At 69.8% G+C, this 15,934-nt stretch carries 15 protein-coding genes; 10 read left to right on the top strand and 5 right to left on the bottom strand.

The window, feature by feature from the left end; genetic code table 11:
* The first annotated feature begins 171 nt into the window (after nt 1-171).
* From ABD932_RS11095 to ABD932_RS11080, 4 genes are all read left to right on the top strand, one after another.
* Entirely contained in the window at nt 172-888 is a 717-nt protein-coding gene (locus ABD932_RS11095; RefSeq protein WP_345011237.1) for a FadR/GntR family transcriptional regulator, read from the top strand.
* A 293-nt stretch (nt 889-1,181) separates the two neighbouring features.
* Nucleotides 1,182-1,592 carry a VOC family protein gene (locus ABD932_RS11090; protein WP_345011235.1) on the top strand — a complete coding sequence of 137 codons (411 nt, stop codon included), beginning with the start codon at nt 1,182-1,184 and terminating at the stop codon, nt 1,590-1,592.
* 26 nt (nt 1,593-1,618) lie between these two features.
* A complete protein-coding gene (locus ABD932_RS11085; protein WP_345011233.1) occupies nt 1,619-4,018 on the top strand; it encodes an ATP-binding cassette domain-containing protein in 2,400 nt (799 codons plus the stop codon).
* A gap of 218 nt (nt 4,019-4,236) precedes the next feature.
* On the top strand, nt 4,237-4,647 hold the full coding sequence (locus tag ABD932_RS11080) for a helix-turn-helix transcriptional regulator (protein WP_345011486.1): 411 nt from the start codon (nt 4,237-4,239) through the stop codon (nt 4,645-4,647).
* Between the two features lie 47 nt (nt 4,648-4,694).
* Here ABD932_RS11080 and ABD932_RS11075 read toward each other — a convergent pair whose 3' ends face one another.
* Together ABD932_RS11075 and ABD932_RS11070 are read right to left on the bottom strand one after the other, a co-directional pair.
* Nucleotides 4,695-5,636 carry a hypothetical protein gene (locus ABD932_RS11075; protein WP_345011231.1) on the bottom strand — a complete coding sequence of 314 codons (942 nt, stop codon included), beginning with the start codon at nt 5,634-5,636 and terminating at the stop codon, nt 4,695-4,697.
* Nucleotides 5,633-6,154, bottom strand: coding sequence for a SigE family RNA polymerase sigma factor (locus ABD932_RS11070; RefSeq protein WP_345011229.1), 522 nt, complete (start codon nt 6,152-6,154; stop codon nt 5,633-5,635). Before ABD932_RS11070 ends, ABD932_RS11075 begins: the two co-directional genes overlap by 4 nt.
* 82 nt (nt 6,155-6,236) lie before the next feature.
* Between ABD932_RS11070 and ABD932_RS11065 the strand changes: the two genes are divergently transcribed.
* Nucleotides 6,237-6,692 (top strand): protein-tyrosine phosphatase family protein, encoded by a 456-nt coding sequence (locus tag ABD932_RS11065; protein WP_345011227.1) that lies wholly within the window; start codon nt 6,237-6,239, stop codon nt 6,690-6,692.
* Here the strand turns inward: ABD932_RS11065 and bla are convergent.
* Nucleotides 6,685-7,563, bottom strand: a complete 879-nt coding sequence (gene bla / locus ABD932_RS11060) for a class A beta-lactamase (protein ID WP_345011225.1) — start codon at nt 7,561-7,563, stop codon at nt 6,685-6,687. The two genes, ABD932_RS11065 and bla, sit on opposite strands and share 8 nt — an antisense overlap.
* 153 nt (nt 7,564-7,716) lie before the next feature.
* On the opposite strand from bla, the gene ABD932_RS11055 reads away from it, so the two are divergent.
* The gene (locus tag ABD932_RS11055) at nt 7,717-8,859 is read left to right on the top strand and encodes a glycoside hydrolase family 113 protein (RefSeq protein ID WP_345011223.1); all 1,143 of its coding nucleotides are present in this window, start codon (nt 7,717-7,719) and stop codon (nt 8,857-8,859) included.
* A gap of 79 nt (nt 8,860-8,938) precedes the next feature.
* On the opposite strand, the gene ABD932_RS11050 is transcribed toward ABD932_RS11055, so the two are convergent.
* On the bottom strand, nt 8,939-10,426 hold the full coding sequence (locus ABD932_RS11050) for an alpha/beta hydrolase (protein WP_345011221.1): 1,488 nt from the start codon (nt 10,424-10,426) through the stop codon (nt 8,939-8,941).
* A 94-nt stretch (nt 10,427-10,520) separates the two neighbouring features.
* Nucleotides 10,521-11,066 carry a GNAT family N-acetyltransferase gene (locus ABD932_RS11045; protein ID WP_345011219.1) on the bottom strand — a complete coding sequence of 182 codons (546 nt, stop codon included), beginning with the start codon at nt 11,064-11,066 and terminating at the stop codon, nt 10,521-10,523.
* A gap of 181 nt (nt 11,067-11,247) precedes the next feature.
* Here ABD932_RS11045 and ABD932_RS11040 point away from each other — a divergent pair, with 181 nt between their 5' ends.
* From ABD932_RS11040 to ABD932_RS11025, 4 genes are all read left to right on the top strand, one after another.
* Nucleotides 11,248-12,039, top strand: a complete 792-nt coding sequence (locus tag ABD932_RS11040; protein ID WP_345011217.1) for an SCO2525 family SAM-dependent methyltransferase — start codon at nt 11,248-11,250, stop codon at nt 12,037-12,039.
* Between the two features lie 146 nt (nt 12,040-12,185).
* Nucleotides 12,186-14,036: an SCO2524 family protein gene (locus tag ABD932_RS11035; RefSeq protein ID WP_345011215.1), complete on the top strand. Its 1,851-nt coding sequence runs from the start codon at nt 12,186-12,188 to the stop codon at nt 14,034-14,036.
* Between the two features lie 3 nt (nt 14,037-14,039).
* Nucleotides 14,040-14,957: an SCO2523 family variant P-loop protein gene (locus tag ABD932_RS11030; RefSeq protein ID WP_126392104.1), complete on the top strand. Its 918-nt coding sequence runs from the start codon at nt 14,040-14,042 to the stop codon at nt 14,955-14,957.
* Nucleotides 14,954-15,934, top strand: coding sequence for an SCO2522 family protein (locus ABD932_RS11025; RefSeq protein WP_345011213.1), 981 nt, complete (start codon nt 14,954-14,956; stop codon nt 15,932-15,934). Before ABD932_RS11030 ends, ABD932_RS11025 begins: the two co-directional genes overlap by 4 nt.

Genomic DNA, 15,934 nt, shown 5'->3' with positions numbered 1-15,934 from the left:
CAGCGCGACCATAGGTGGGGTGGTGGGGGCGGTCAAGGGATCTCACACGAATGGCGCATCTGCCACAGGTCGGACCAATGGCGCTGTGAAATGGCGCGAGTTGACCCCCTGTCAGCTGCGGATCGGGCAGACATGGGATGTGGGACGTCCGCTGCGCGTACCATGCGCCGCATGCCCGGGCAGCCCAGGAACAGCCGTACGTCCGAGGAGTCCAGGAACAGCCGCATCCAGCGCAGGGTCATGCAGCTGATCATCGACCGCAGGCTCCAGGCCGGCGCCCTGCTGCCCACCGAGGCCGAGCTCATGGAGGACCTCGGCGTCAGCCGCAACTCCGTCCGCGAGGCGCTCAAGGCACTCCAGGCCCTGGACATCGTGGAGATCCGGCACGGCTACGGCACGTACGTCGGCCAGGCCTCGCTGACCCCGCTGATCGACGGGCTGACCTTCCGCACGCTCGCCCGGCACGACCACGACGACTCGGGGGCGCTGGCCGAGATCCTCCAGGTGCGGGAGGTGCTGGAGGAGGGGCTGATCCGGCGGGTGGCGGCGACGGTCACCGAGGGGGAGCTGGATCGGCTGGAGGGGGTGGTGGCGAAGATGGAGGAGGCCGGCCGCGCGGGGCGTTCGTTCCCCGAACTGGACCGTGAGTTCCACGAGTTGCTGTACGCCTCGTTGGGCAACGACCTGGTGCCGCAGCTGCTTGCCGCCTTCTGGACGGTCTTCCGGCGTGTCTCGGGCGCCCGCGGCCGGCCCGACGCCCCGTCGCCCGAGCTCACGGCCCGGTGGCACCGCGACATCGTCACCGCGCTGCGGGCGCGTGACGTGGAGGGGGCGCAGCGGGCGATGGCTGTGCATTTTCGGGGGATCGCGGCGCGGGGGGTCGGCTGACGGCTGGGGTCGGGAGGGTTTTCGCCCCCGCCGCCCCTACCCGTCCCGTCCTCCAGGGGCTCCGCCCCTTCGACCCCGCCAGGGGGCTCTGCCCCCTGGACCCCCGCTCCTCAAACGCCGGAGGGGCTGGTTTCAGCCCGTCCGGCGTTTGAGGACGAGGCCCGTTCAGGGCCGAAGCGGGGGTCTGGGGGCGGCAGCCCCCAGGGACGGGACGGGTAGGGGCGGCGGGGGCGAAAAAAGAGCGGTCAGGAATCAAGAAGCGCCGCCCCCCACCCGCCGATAGCGTGACGGCCATGGACATCTCGATTCACGCCAGCTTTCTCCCCCAGGACGATCCGGACGCCGCCCTCGGCTTCTACCGCGACATCCTCGGCTTCGAGGTCAGAAACGACGTCGGCTACGGCGGCATGCGCTGGATCACGGTCGGCCCGGCCGGCCAGCCCGGCACCTCCATCGTGCTGACTCCCCCCGCCGCCGACCCCGGCGTCACCGACGACGAGCGCAAGGTCATCGCCGAGATGATGGCCAAGGGCACCTACGGCGGCATCGTCCTGGCCACCCCCGACGTCGACGCGACGTTCGAGCGCGTGCAGGCCGGCGGCGCCGACGTCGTCCAGGAGCCGATCGACCAGCCGTACGGGGTCCGCGACTGCGCCTTCCGCGACCCCGCGGGCAACATGATCCGAATCCAGCAGCGGGGCTGAGCCACCCACCGGAGGGAGAGCACACGATGAGCAGGGCCAGGGCCACGAGGACGGACGCGCAGTCGCCCGCGCCGCACGCCGCCGACAGCCATGAGCTGATCCGCGTGCACGGCGCGCGCGAGAACAACCTCAAGGACGTCAGCATCGAGATCCCCAAGCGCCGGCTGACGGTCTTCACCGGCGTCTCCGGCTCGGGCAAGAGCTCGCTGGTGTTCGACACGATCGCCGCCGAGTCGCAGCGGCTGATCAACGAGACCTACAGCGCCTTCCTGCAGGGCTTCATGCCGAACGTGGCCCGCCCCGAGGTGGACGTCCTGGACGGCCTCACCACCGCGATCACCGTCGACCAGCAGCGCATGGGCGGCGACCCCCGCTCCACCGTCGGCACCGCCACCGACGCCAACGCGATGCTGCGCATCCTGTTCAGCCGGCTCGGCAAGCCCCACATCGGCCCGCCCAGCGCGTACTCCTTCAACACCGCCTCGGTCCGGGCGAGCGGCGCGATCACCGTGGAGCGCGGCGCGAAGACCAAGGCCCAGAAGGCGACGTTCGAGCGCACCGGCGGCATGTGCAACCGCTGCGAGGGCCGTGGCTCGGTCTCCGACATCGACCTCACCCAGCTCTACGACGACTCCAAGTCGCTGTCCGAGGGCGCGTTCACCATCCCCGGCTGGAAGTCGGACAGCCAGTGGACCGTGCAGCTCTACGCCCAGTCCGGCTTCGTCGACCCGGACAAGCCGATCCGCCGGTACACCAAGAAGGAGATGCACGCCTTCCTCTACGGCGAGCCGACCAAGATCAAGGTCAACGGCATCAACCTCACCTACGAGGGCCTGATCCCCAAGATCCAGAAGTCGTTCCTGTCCAAGGACAAGGAGTCGATGCAGCCCCACATCCGGGCCTTCGTGGAGCGTGCGGTCACCTTCACCACCTGCCCCGAGTGCGACGGCACCCGGCTCAGCGAGGGCGCCCGGTCCTCGAAGATCGGGAAGGTCAGCATCGCGGACGCCTGCTCCATGGAGATCCGCGACCTCGCCGAATGGGTCCGCGGGCTCAAGGAGCCGACCGTGGCGCCGCTGCTCACCGCGCTCCAGCACACCCTCGACTCCTTCACGGAGATCGGCCTCGGGTATCTCTCCCTCGACCGGTCCGCCGGCACCCTGTCCGGCGGCGAGGCGCAGCGCGTGAAAATGATCCGCCACCTCGGCTCCTCGCTCACCGACGTCACCTACGTCTTCGACGAGCCCACCATCGGGCTGCACCCGCACGACATCCAGCGCATGAACGACCTGCTGCTGCGCCTGCGCGACAAGGGCAACACGGTGCTCGTCGTGGAGCACAAGCCGGAGGCCATCGCCATCGCCGACCACGTCGTGGACCTCGGCCCCGGCGCCGGCACGGCGGGCGGCACCGTCTGCTTCGAGGGCACCGTGGAAGGGCTGCGGGCGAGCGACACCGTCACCGGGCGCCACCTCGACGACCGCGCCAGGCTTCGCGACACCGTGCGCAAGGCCACCGGCACGCTGGAGATCCGCGGCGCGACCACGAACAACCTCCAGAGCGTCGACGTCGACATCCCGCTCGGTGTGCTCTGCGTGGTCACCGGCGTCGCCGGCTCCGGCAAGAGCTCCCTCATCCACGGGTCCATCCCGGCGCCGGAGGGCGTGATCTCGGTGGACCAGACGCCGATCCGCGGCTCGCGGCGCAGCAACCCGGCGACGTACACCGGGCTGGCGGACCCGATCCGCAAGGCGTTCGCGAAGGTCAACGGCGTGAAGCCGGCCCTGTTCAGCGCCAACTCCGAGGGCGCCTGTCCCACCTGCAACGGCGCCGGGGTCATCTACGTCGACCTCGGGATGATGGCCGGCGTCGACACCCCCTGCGAGGACTGCGAGGGGAAGCGGTTCCAGGCGTCGGTGCTGGAGTACCACCTCGGCGGACGGGACATCAGCGAGGTGCTCGCGATGTCGGTGACCGAGGCCGAGGAGTTCTTCGCGAGCGGCGAGGCCGCCACCCCGGCCGCCCACCGGATCCTGGAGCGGATGGCGGACGTCGGACTCGGCTACCTCACCCTCGGCCAGCCGCTGACCACGCTGTCCGGCGGCGAGCGGCAGCGGCTGAAACTGGCCACGCACATGGGCGACAAGGGCGGCGTCTACGTCCTCGACGAGCCGACCACCGGCCTCCACCTCGCCGACGTCGAGCAACTGCTCGGCCTGCTCGACCGGCTCGTCGACTCGGGCAAGTCGGTCATCGTCATCGAGCACCATCAGGCGGTCATGGCGCACGCCGACTGGATCATCGACCTCGGCCCCGGAGCCGGCCACGACGGCGGCCGGATCGTCTTCGAGGGCACCCCCGCCGACCTGGTCGCCGAGCGCTCCACCCTCACCGGTGAGCACCTCGCGGCCTACGTCGGCGGCTGACCCCGATGTGCTTCACCACGTCACCGGCCAGGTCCTTCGTCGCGGCCCGCTCCCGGGAGGTGGCCCGTTCCCGGGAGACGGCCCTCTCCCCGGGGCGGGCACGGGAGTGGACGGGTCGGGAAGGGGTTCGGGATGATGCGGGTGTGCGATCCAACCACTCCACGCCCGAGGAGCAGCGCCTGCGGACCCTCGCCGCGCTGCGTCGCGTCCGCGACCGGATGGACCGTGAGTACGCACAGCCGCTGGACGTCGAGGCGCTCGCGCGCGGCGTGCACATGTCGGCCGGGCACCTCAGCCGCGAGTTCCGGGCCGCCTACGGCGAGTCGCCGTACGGCTACCTCATGACGCGCCGCATCGAGCGCGCGATGGCACTGCTGCGCCGGGGCGACCTCAGCGTCACCGAGGTGTGCTTCGAGGTCGGTTGCTCGTCGCTGGGCACCTTCAGCACGCGCTTCACGGAGCTGGTCGGCATGTCGCCGAGCGCCTACCGCCGGCAGGCGGCGGACCCGACGGCCGACACGACGGCGGGGCTGCCGTCGTGCCTGTACAAGCAGGCGACCAGGCCGCTCAGGAACCGCGAAGCGCCGGGCGACCGCGAAACGCCCGTCGGCGAGCAGCAGGCATCCTGACGGGCCGGGGGCGCCGTCCCCAGTGCGGCGCCCCCGGCCCGTGGTTGTTACGGAAGGGTCTGCTGGTAGTACTTGTCGCCGTCGGAGTCGTAGACCAACTTGCCGTCGGCGTCGTAGCCCTTGATGTGCGGTGCCACGGTGACCTGCCGGCTCAGCTCACCGGACGCCACGAAGAAGCCGTCGTCGAGGGCGGCCTCGCTGCTGGAGCCGCCGTAGGAGACCGTCACCTCGGCCACCGACGGCTTGACGATGCCGACCACACCCCAGCGGAACGGCAGTTTCCAGTTGCCGCGGTCGATGATCGACTGCTGGTACAGCTTGCCGGAGTTGGGGTTGACGTACACGGGGCCCTCGTCCTCGATGAGGCCGGTGTCGTCGCCGAAGCCGGAGATGCCCTGGGTCTCGCCGTCGTTGATGCGGCACATCAGAGAAATCCGCTCCGGGTCCTTTTCCCGCACCGCGACGACGAACATCCCGTCACCGGCGGCGTTGGAGTCGCCGGTGCTGCGCATCGCCAGCAGGATCCGGTAGTCGTCCGCCGTGCCCCCGCCCGCGTCGCCCGAGGGCGCGAGGCCCCCCGTGTCGTAGGCGAGGCAGTTCTCCAGCCCGTCCGCCGCCTGCTCGAAGGTGATCCCGTCGAACAGCTGCCGTGCCGTGCCCGGCCGCTCGGGCCGGTTCGCCGTCGCGGACGGCGTCGGCGAAGGGGCCCGCGTGGCACTGGCCGAGGGCCTCGGGTCCGTCGCCGTGCCCCCGCCCTTCCCGCCACCGCCCAGCGCGTACGCCCCGACCGGCATCGCCGCCAACGTCACCAGCGCCGCCCCGGCCGCCGCCACCCGGCGCCGCCGCTCGACCACGCCCTGCCGCCGGATCGCCGGATACGGCGCCGGCGACGGCCTGATCGTGTACGCGTCCTCGGCGAGCAACTTCCGCAACCGCTCCTCGAAGCCCTGCTCGCCCGGCGCGCCCTGTTGCTGCTCCTCGTCGCTCACCTGCCACCTCCCTGCCCCTCCGGGACCCGCGCGAGCCCCGGGAACGTACGCAACTTCGCCAGCCCCTTCGACGCCTGGCTCTTGACCGTGCCGACGGAGCAGCCGAGCACGTCGGCGACCTCTGCCTCGGACAGGTCCTCCCAGTAGCGCATGACCACCACCGCCCGCTGTTTGGCCGGCAGTTGGGCGAGTGCGCCGAGCAGCGCGCCGCGCTCGTCCACGCCCGCGTAGCCCGCGTCGCGCCCCGCCACCTCCGGCGGCGCGTCGGTCAGCGCCTCGGTGACGCGCCGCTTGCGGAACCGGTCGCTGTTGCAGCTGACCAGCATCCGCCGCACGTACGCCTCCGGATTGTCGGCGCGCGACACCCGCCGCCATGAGCGGTACGCCTTCGCCAGCGCGGTCTGCGTCAGGTCCTCGGCATGGTGCGCGTCACCCGTGAGCAGATACGCGGTCCGCACGAGATGGGACCACCGCGCCCTGACGAACTCCTGGAACTGGGCCTCTGGTTCGGCCTGCATCAAGCACCCTCCCTCGCCCTCCAGACCACGGATACGCAGGATTCGGTTGCCCGGCCGCTCGGGCACCTTTCGAATAGGGGCCATGGAAGCCGAGCAGCACATGGAGAGCGGGAAGCGGTGGGACGAGAACGACGCCGGAGTCCTCCGGCTGCCGTCCGGACGCCTGGTCCGGGGCCGGGGCCTGCGCCGTCCCCTGGACCCGACGGCACCGGCCCCCGCATACGCCCTTTACCTGCTCGGCAGACGACCACCCGAGGTCCCCTGGGAGTCCCACTGGCTCCGCTGGCCCGACTTCAGGCTCCCGGCCGACCGCGCCGCCGCCCGCACCGCGCTCACCGAGGCCTGGGAGCGAGCCGCCACCGCACGGGTCGAGATCGCGTGCGGCGGCGGCCGTGGTCGTACGGGTACGGCGCTGGCGTGTCTGGCGGTCCTGGACGGCGTACCGGCCGAGGAGGCCGTGGACTTCGTACGGCGCAACTACGACCGGCACGCCGTGGAGACGCCCTGGCAGCGCAGGTACGTGCGGCGCTTCAGGTGAGCGTTTCCGCCAACAGCTCGGCCGTCTCGACGATCAGGGCGTGGTCGTACGCCGCGTCCTGCTCGGGCTGTGTCGTCTGGACCACCAGCACGAGCGGGGTGCCGTCATCGGTCCAGGCGATCCCCGCGTCGTTGTTCGCGCCGTAGAAACCGCCGCCCGTCTTGTCGGCGATCGTCCAGGTCTTGGGCAGGCCGGCGCGGAAGCGGTTGAAGCTGGTCGTGTTGTTCAGCAGCCAGTGGGTGAGGAGGTCGCGGTCCGGGCGGTTCAGGGCGTTGCCGAGGACGAGTCGGGCGTACGTCCGGCCGATCGCGCGCGGGCTCGTGGTGTCCGTGACCCGCCACGGCTCCGCCGAGTTGAGCTCCGTCTCCCAGCGGTCGAGGCGGGTCACCGGGTCGCCGAGGGAGCGGGCGAAACGGGTGATGGCGGTCGGGCCGCCGAGCTCGCGCAACAGGAGGTTGCCGGCCGTGTTGTCGCTGAAGCGGATGGCCACGTCGGCGAGTTCGGCGACGGTCATGCCGGTGGCCAGATGAGCCTCGGTCTGCTTGGAGTTCTCCACCAGGTCGGCCTCGGTGTAGTGGATGCGCTTGTTCAGCACCTCGCCGTGCCGGTCCAGGTCGCGCAGGACGGCCGCGGCGGCCAGGGGCTTGAACAGGGAGCAGATCGGAAACCGTTCGTCCGCGCGGTACCGGACGGTCCGCTTCGTGGCGAGGTTGTGCGCGAACACGCCCAGGCGGGCGCCGTGTTGTTCCTCCAGCGCACGGAGGCGCGCGGAGACGTCGCCCTCGCTCCCGGTGGCATGGGCGGGGGCGCTCGCCAACAGGGCGGCCGCGGTGGCGGCGGTGCCGGCCGTGAGGAGCGTGCGTCGGGTCATCGGGGACCTGGCGGGGACCAAGATCTTGCTCTCCTTCGCTCATGAGTCGTCGACGATCTCTCCAGTGATCGACGCCCTGTCTCATCCCTTGGTTGCGACGCCGTAGACCATCGGCCGACGGCGCGGCGGGCGCGCGCTCGCCACAGTGGCCGTATGGAGAAGACCAACGGGATCAGCCGGGCACGGTTTCTGGCGGGGGCGGCGGCCGTCGGACTGACGGGGGCGGTGCTGCCCGCCGGACCGGCCGCGGCGACCGGAACGAGTGGACAAGGCCGACGGCACAGGGGACTGAAACACCGGGGTGTCGTCTACACCGTCGGCGCGGGGGAGACGCCCGGAACCGCGTGGAGCGCGGCCAGGATGCGCCGGGACGTCCGGGTCATCCGCGACGACCTGCACGCCGACACCCTCGACGTCACCGGCGACGGCGTCGAGCGCCTCACCGCCACGGCCGCCGAAGCCGCCGAGCGCGGGCTGCACGTGTGGCTCCAGCCGACCCTCGGCGACGTGCCGGAGCGGGAGATCCTGGAGAGCATCGCCGAGTGCGGCCGGTTCGCGGAACGGCTGCGCCGGCAGGGCGCGAGCGTCGACTTCAGCGTGGGCTGCGAGTTCTGGCTGTTCGTGCCCGGAATCGTGCCGGGGGAGACGGTCCTCGACCGCGTCGCCAACCTCCAGAAGGGCACGGTCGACATGGCGAAGATGCAACGCCGCCTGGCCCGCTTCACCGCGAAGGCGGCGGCGGTCGGCCGCTCCGTCTTCCACGGCCGCCTGAGCTACGCCGCCGCCCAGGACGAGGACTTCGAGCCGGTGGACTGGACCCTCTTCGACGTGGTCGGCATCGACTACTACTCCTACCACCGTCAACCAGCCGACTATGTCCGGGAGTTGAAGCGCTACCTGCGCTGGGGCAAGCCGCTGGCCATCACCGAGTTCGGCACGTGCGCGTACGTCGGTGCCCCCGAATCCGGCGGCATGGGTTGGTACATCGTCGACTACGACAAGAACCCACCGGAGATCAAGGGCGACCTGGTGCGCAGCGAGCACACACAGGCCGCCTACCTGGCAGATCTCCTGGACGTCTTCGAGTCGATGAACCTGTACGCGGCAATGGCCTTCGAGTTCGTCACCCCCGACGCTCCCCACCGCACCGACAACCCGCGCTACGACCTGGACCTGGCGAGCTACAGCATCACCAAGACCATCAAGGACCACCCCGACGACCCCAGTTCGGAGTGGCATTGGGAACCGAAGGAGGCGTTCCGCACTTTGTCACGCCGGTACAGGATGTGCCCCTAGGGGCGCGGGGAACTGCGCGACCAGCCACAACGGCGCAGCAGACAACCCGCAACCCATCGCGCCAAATCCAATGAACCACTCACTCGCAGTACAGGTCCGCGCGGGGCCGCTTCCCAGTCGCGAGGAACCGTGAAACCACCGCGTCCCCACAAGCGTTGCCGTTGTCCAGATACGAGTCATGACCAGTGGCGTCAACGGTGACCATGACGGCCCGCCTCCCGAAATCCTCGCGGAGCTTCACCGCCCCGCTCAACGGCGTGGCCACATCCCGCTCGTTCTGCACGAGCAGCACATTGGACGGCCCCCGATCCGTCACCCGCAGCGGCGCCTCCTTCGGCAGCCAAGGCCACGCGGCACACACCATCGCGTTCCTCGGCATGCCCGCGGTCAGCGGGTACTTGGCCCGGCTCTCGGCGACGCCCTTCTCGTACACCGCGGCCGACCTCGGCCAGGCGGCGTCGTTGCAGATGGTGGCGGCGCCGACGGCGGTGTAGTTCTGCAGGGCCGACTCCGGCGGGGCGGGCGGAGCCGCCGGCACCGTGCCCTTCTGCGCGGCCAGGATCAGCTCGGCCAGCACCGGGTAGTCGTCGGGGTCGTAGAAGCTGTCCAGCATGGTCTGGCGCAGGACGTTGCCGTTCAGCTCCTCCGGGTTGGCGCCGGGCCACAGGATCGGCTCGCGGTCCAGGCGGGCGGCGAGGCGCAGGAAGAGCGGCCTTACCTCGGCCGCCGTGTCGGCGAGCCGGTACGGATTGCCCGGCGTGGACGCCCACTTGGCGAACTCGGGGAAGTTGTCCTCGACGCCCACCTCGAACGCCTGGAGCCAGGTGCGCTCGGCCCGCACGGGGTCGGCGTTGTCGCTGCTGTCCAGCACGATGCGATCGGTGCGGTGCGGGAACAGCTCGGCGTAGGCGGAGCCGACGTACGTACCGTACGAGACGCCCCACGCCGACAGTTTCCGCTCGCCGAGCGCGGCCCGGATGCTGTCGATGTCGCGGGCGTTGTTGAGGGTGCTGATGTGCTTCATCAGCTCGCCGCCGTTGCGGGCGCAGGCGTCGGAGATGCGTCGGGCCGTGGCCATGTTCGCGGTGACGGAGCCGTCGGGGGCGGGCCAGGGGAGCAGGCTCGTGCGGGCGAGGTCCTCGTGCCCGACCTCGCAGTTCACCGACGTCGAGGGGGCGTTGCCGCGCGGCGCGAACCCGATGAGGTCGTAGGCGTCCCGCACCGACTGCGGCAGCTTCTGCCCTTTGCCCGAGGGGTCGCCGAGGCTGTCACCGCCGGGCCCGCCGGCGATCAGCAGCAGCGCGCCGCGCCGGGCGGACGGCTTCTCGCTGGGGATGCGGGAGACGGCGATGTCGATCTTCCGGCCGCCTGGGTCGGCGTAGTCCATCGGTACGGAGAGGGTGGCGCACTCCTGCCGCGGATCGAGCCCCTCGCCCGCGCACTTCTTCCACTTCGGCTTCAGCGGCGCCGCCGTGTCGGTCGCGGACGCGGTGAGCGGGGTGACGACTCCGAAGACGACTGCGGAGGCGGCGGCGATCAGGGCGGCACTCTTCGTGATCTGCTTCATGCACAGCAGCCTGACCGACCTTGACGGAGCGTCACATCCTGGTAACTCCCCTATGTTCACTGGGGTTTACCCGGTGGGGTCAGCAGGGTGGGGTTTACCCCCGCCCCGGCCCCATGCCCAGTCCCAGCACCATGATCAGCCGGTCCTCCCCGGGCCCCAGATAGTCCCGGAACACCCCGCCCTCGGCGGCGAACCCCAGCGACCGGTACAGCATGATCGCCGCGGCGTTCGTCGGCTCGACAGTGAGCCGCACCTCGCGGACCCGCTCCCGGCGCAACTGCCGCAGCACCTCCAGCATCAGCCGCTTGCCGAGCCCCCGGCCGCGCTGGTCGGCGCTGACGGCCAGGCTCAGGACCCAGCACACATAGCCGTCCGAGGTGGTGACGAAGAGGACGTAGCCGTGCAGGCACTCGCCGTCGTCGAGGACCAGGATGCGGTCGCCGTGCACGTCGAGATGCTGGCGGAGCACGAAGTACGGGTAGGGGTCCTCGGGGAAGACCTCTCTGTCCACGCGGAGGAGTTCGGGCAGGTCCGCCTCGGTGACACCCCGCATCGTCAGCGGCCGATCGCTGCTGTCGGCGAAGAACGCCTGGTCAGTGCGGTGACCCAGAACAGGGAAACGTTCCTCCGGCACGGCCATCAACTGCCCCCTATGGGATGGAATGGAGTCACCCGTGCGGGTGAGCACCCGTTGCCCGCCGTTTCAGGCGCTCGGTTGGAGATCCGCCCATCTTGAGCAGGGCCAATCCGGCGGTTCAAGGCCGTGACTTGGCTATGCCTCGACGCGCTCCCAGTGCGCCTTCTTTTGGTACCGTGAGTGAATGACCCAGAGATCGTCGGGGGACGCCCAGCTGAACGCGCAGGTGCACTGGGCCGAGTTCGACCCGATCGCCTACGTGCAGCACAACTACAGTGTCTTACAGGCGGAGGACGCTGAGATCCTGCACCTGATCCGGGATCATTTCGTCGATCATTTCCGGAAGCAGGGTGGCGGTCCGGTTTCCGGTATCGACGTAGGTGCCGGAGCCAATCTCTATCCCGCACTGGCCATGATGCCGTGGTGCGAGGAGATCACCCTCTTCGAACGCTCGCCCGCCAACGTCAAGTACCTGGAGAGCCAGGTCGACGCCTATGACACGAACTGGGACCAGTTCTGGGGCGCCCTGTGCGAGCACGAGGCCTACGGCTCCCTGGGCGCGGACCCGCGCGAGAGGTTCCGCAAGGTCGTCCATGTCGAGGAGGGTGACCTCTTCGGCCTGGCGCGGTACGCGGGCCGGTGGTCCATGGGGACCATGTTCTTCGTCGCGGAATCGATGACCACCGACCACGACGAGTTCGCGCTCGGTGTCGAGCGGTTTCTGCGCGCCCTGGCCCCCGGTGCCCCCTTCGCCGCCGCCTTCATGGAACATTCGAGGGGCTATCACGCGGGCGAACATTTCTTCCCGGCCTGTGACGTGGGAGAATCCGAGGTGCGTGCGAGCCTTGAGGCATTCGCGCGTGACTTCAAGGTGCAACGGCTCGAATCCGAGGCCGAGGTACGCGACGGATATTCGGGAATGATCGTCGCCTACGGCTGGCGCCGGAATTCGGACGCGGACATTCCGATCCGCTGACGGATCCGTTGTCCGATCCGAAGACCCGATCCACTGAACGAACCGCTGACAGAACCACTGATCGAAGAATCGTCATGGTGAATCTTCACAACAGAAGAGGGTTATTCCTCAGGTAATGGCAGTGCGGCCTGTGTGAGGGGCATGGGATGCAGATCAAGCCACGCCAGCATCTGCTGGACATCTGGCAGGCAATCGCCCGCCACTCTTTCGACGCGGGAGGGTGGCAATGGGGCGACTGGGGCAAGGAGAGCAGTGTCGCGGACGCGGAGCGGTTGCTCTGCCTGCTGTACCCCGCCACCGAGATCCCGGCGTTCCGGCTGGACGACCCGGACACCACGCAGGAGGACGTCCAGCAGGCCCTGAAGCGGGCCGGCGGACGCCTGGAGGTCCCGGCCAGCCTCGTCACGGCCGCGGCCGACTTCATGCGGGCGCACACCGGTGAGGACAAGAGGCCCACCTTCGCCGGGGGTTACTACTTCGGCTCCGCCGACAAGACCAAGCCGCTCACCGAGGAGCAGCGCCAACTCGGCGTCGTCGACTCGTTCTCCATGTCGGTCACCCTGTGCCTCGCCACGCTCGGCTTCCTCAAGGTCTACGAGACCAGGACCCGGCGCAGCGACATCAAGGAGACGATCGCCGAGCTGCGCCAGGACACCAGCATCCGGCTCACCGCCGCCATGGTGAGCCTGCTGCGCTCCTTCACCGTCAACGTCTTCGACACCGACTCCTCGCAGGGCGCCACGCTCTGCGAACTCCTCGGTCAGGGACGGCTGTCGCAGCGCCAGGTGCTCAACAAGTTCCAGAACCGCTTCCGTTCGCTGCGCGCGGCGATCAACGAGAGCGTCTTCCTCGGTATCGACGTCCAGGAAGGCCTCAAGGACGAGAACCAGCTCTTCGAGTGCGGCTGGGCGTGGAGCATGGTGAAGGACGCCCCCGAGGTCGAGACCAGCGAACCCATCGGACCGCAGCCCGAGGGCGTCGCCAACGCGGTGCCGTATCTGTACTTCACCGTGGTCGCCCTCGACGGTATCCAGGACCTGTTCTCCGACCGCACCCTCACCCTCGGCCTGCTCAACACCGAACAGCAGAAGCTCGCCGAGGCGCTCCGACTGCGCTGGGAGCTGACCCAGCAGTACTGGTCCGGCATCGCCCGCTTCGACGCCGACCGCTGGCCCCTGGAGGACATTCCCTGGCGTACGACGGGCCAGAAGCTGGAGTCCGCGTACTTCTCCCTCTCCGTCGCCGCCATCCTCGTCCACGACCTGATGCGGCGCCGGGCCACCGACGACGACCTGACCCGTACCGTCGCCGTCGTGGAGCGTCTCGCCGAGCGCGGCCGCATCACCAGCCGGATGACCCGCGAGGACCCCATGGTCCACGAGCTGCACAACGTGGGCGTCGCCCTGCCGTTGCAGGGCAGCGAGCGGGTCGGCCCGCCGATGACGTGGTCCATGACCGACTTCTCGGCGCAGCTGCTGAAACGAACCGTCCAGCTGTGCACGCTGTCGCGCAACCTCGCCTCGCACGACCGGCTGCTCAGGCTCGCCGAGGGCATCTTCGACCACATGTGGAAGCGCCGCATCCGGGACGGCGAGGGCGTCGGCCTGTGGGACAACATCCACGCGGCTTATCCCGAGGCGGAGATCCACAAGCGGCGCGTACCGGTGTCCTGGAGCATCACCGAGCGGGTCACCGAGGTCATGGTGCAGGCTCACCAGATGTACCAGCAGCCACCGATCCGCAGCCTCGAACTCACCGAGCTCTCCAGGGCGTTGCTCAGTGAGTCGGCCCACCTGCTGGGCAACGAACAGATGGAACCCGCGCCCAAGGACGACGGCCGGCACGGGATGCAGCTCAGGAACATCGAGGTCAAGTTGCGCCGAGCCCGCACCCTCGTGGACGAACAGCCGGGCACGGCCTACGCGTTGACGCTGGAGGTGCTGGGACAGCTCGACGCGCTCGCCCGGGCCCGCGAAGCCGCGGACCGGGGAGTGTGAACCGTGCTGATCTTCGCCGCCTCCGACAAGGGAGGCACGGGCCGCTCCGTGACCAGCGCCAACCTCGCCTACCACCGCGCGCTGGCCGGGGACGACGTCTGCTACCTGGACTTCGACTTCGGCTCGCCCACCGCGGCGGCCGTCTTCGACGTGGTCGACGCCCGCCAGGACACCGAGGACCGCGGCCTGCACGCCTATCTCATAGGCGAGGTGAGCGAACCGGCCCGGATCGACGTCTGGTCCGAGACCGAGCACCAGGTACTGCGCTTCCCGCCGCCCGGCTGCGGCCGCCTCGTGCTGATGCCCGGCGACGTCAGCGGCGGCGAGTTCGCCACCGGCGAGGAGAACCTGCGCCGGTGCGTCGACCTGCTGATGACGCTCTACTACGAGTTCGACCTGGTCGTCATCGACCTCAGCGCCGGCCGCTCCTACGCCGTCGACATGGTCCTGGAGGCCACCGCACAACCCGAGATGAGCGAGGTCACGGCCCGCTGGCTGGTCTTCCACCGCTGGACCCGCCAGCATGTGGGCGCCGCCGCCAGCCTGGTCTTCGGCAAGCGCGGCATCCTCGCTGGCGGAGTCGACCGGGGCCACGACGAGGAGGAACTGCGCAACTCCATCCGCTTCGTACGGGCCGCCGTACCCGACCCCGAGTCCCCGCTGTGGTCCCAGGTCTCGCCCACCCAGTCGGCATGGATGCGCAAGACCGACGGCGACCTCAAGCAGCTCGCCTCCAACCACGGCATCGGCTACAGCCAGGTCCTCGGCTCCGTACCTCTCGAACCGGTCCTGCAATGGCGTGAGCAGCTCATCACCGACGAGGACGTGCTCGACAGCCAGATCGCCAACGAGGCGACCTGGCAGGCGCTGAACCAGCTCGCCGGACGCCTGACCGACGACAAGTACTGGGAGCAGGCGTGACCGAAGCCGTGTTCCAGGAGACCACCGCGGAGCTGCGCACCCAGTCCGTGCCGCTGGCGCACCTCTCGCTGGAGCTGGGCCACCTCTACATGGAGGACTTCGAGGCGGGCCCCAAGCGCCTCGGCGAGCACTTCGCCGAGGTACGGATCTGGGTGGACGCCGTACGGGCGTCGATGGCCCGCCGCAGCAAGCGCCCGCGCATCAGCACCTGCTTCCTCATCGACGACTACTTCACCCGCTTCTCCACCCCGGCCGAACTCATCCCCATGGTGCTGAAGGAGGCCGAGAAGGCGGGGCTGGTCATCGACTACCTCGCCCGTGAGTCGGCCTGCGCGGTCGCCGACCGCATCGACCTCGCGGAATCGGTCATGCACCGTCTCGTCGAGTCACCGCCGCCCGGCAGCTACGGCTCCCGCCCGCCCGTCAGCCAGACCGGCTGGCTCGCCAACGGCCAGCGCACCCCCACGATGCCCGGTCCCGCCCTGAGCAAGGCCAAGGGCTGGGAGCCGCCCCAGGAGACCGCGGCCCGCAACCACTCGGTCTTCATGGACGTCGAGCTGTGGTCCGAGAAGGACGGACGGCGGCTGTGGTCCTGCCCGTTCCTGGCCGCCGTATGGCAACTGGCCCGCCTCGGGCTCCTACGGCACCTCGGTGAGCCCGTGCTGGTGCCGAAGGAGTGGCAGGGCGAGGACTTCCCGCACGACTGGGACCGGCTCGACCCCCTGCTCAGGCTCACCGACACCAAGGTGCCGTTCAGCGCGTACCGCACCTGCACGCTCATGCCGAACCGCTTCCTCGCCGTCGAGGACGCCGTACGGCTCATCCTGGATCAGATAGACGTCGACGCCGGGGCCCTGAAGCAGGTCGAGGAGCGGTCCGCCGCCGAGGGGATTCCGGTGCCGGCGGCGGTCGCGCAACGCGCCACCTACGTCTTCTACGAGGAGCCCGGCGACTCCTCCGAGGCCGAGGAGACCTGA

The sequence above is a fragment of the Streptomyces shaanxiensis genome (genome assembly GCF_039537145.1).
In the GTDB taxonomy this organism is placed as follows: Bacteria; Actinomycetota; Actinomycetes; order Streptomycetales; family Streptomycetaceae; genus Streptomyces; species Streptomyces shaanxiensis.
Note: the sequence above shows the minus strand (reverse complement) of the source record. Positions and strands in the feature narration are given on the sequence as shown.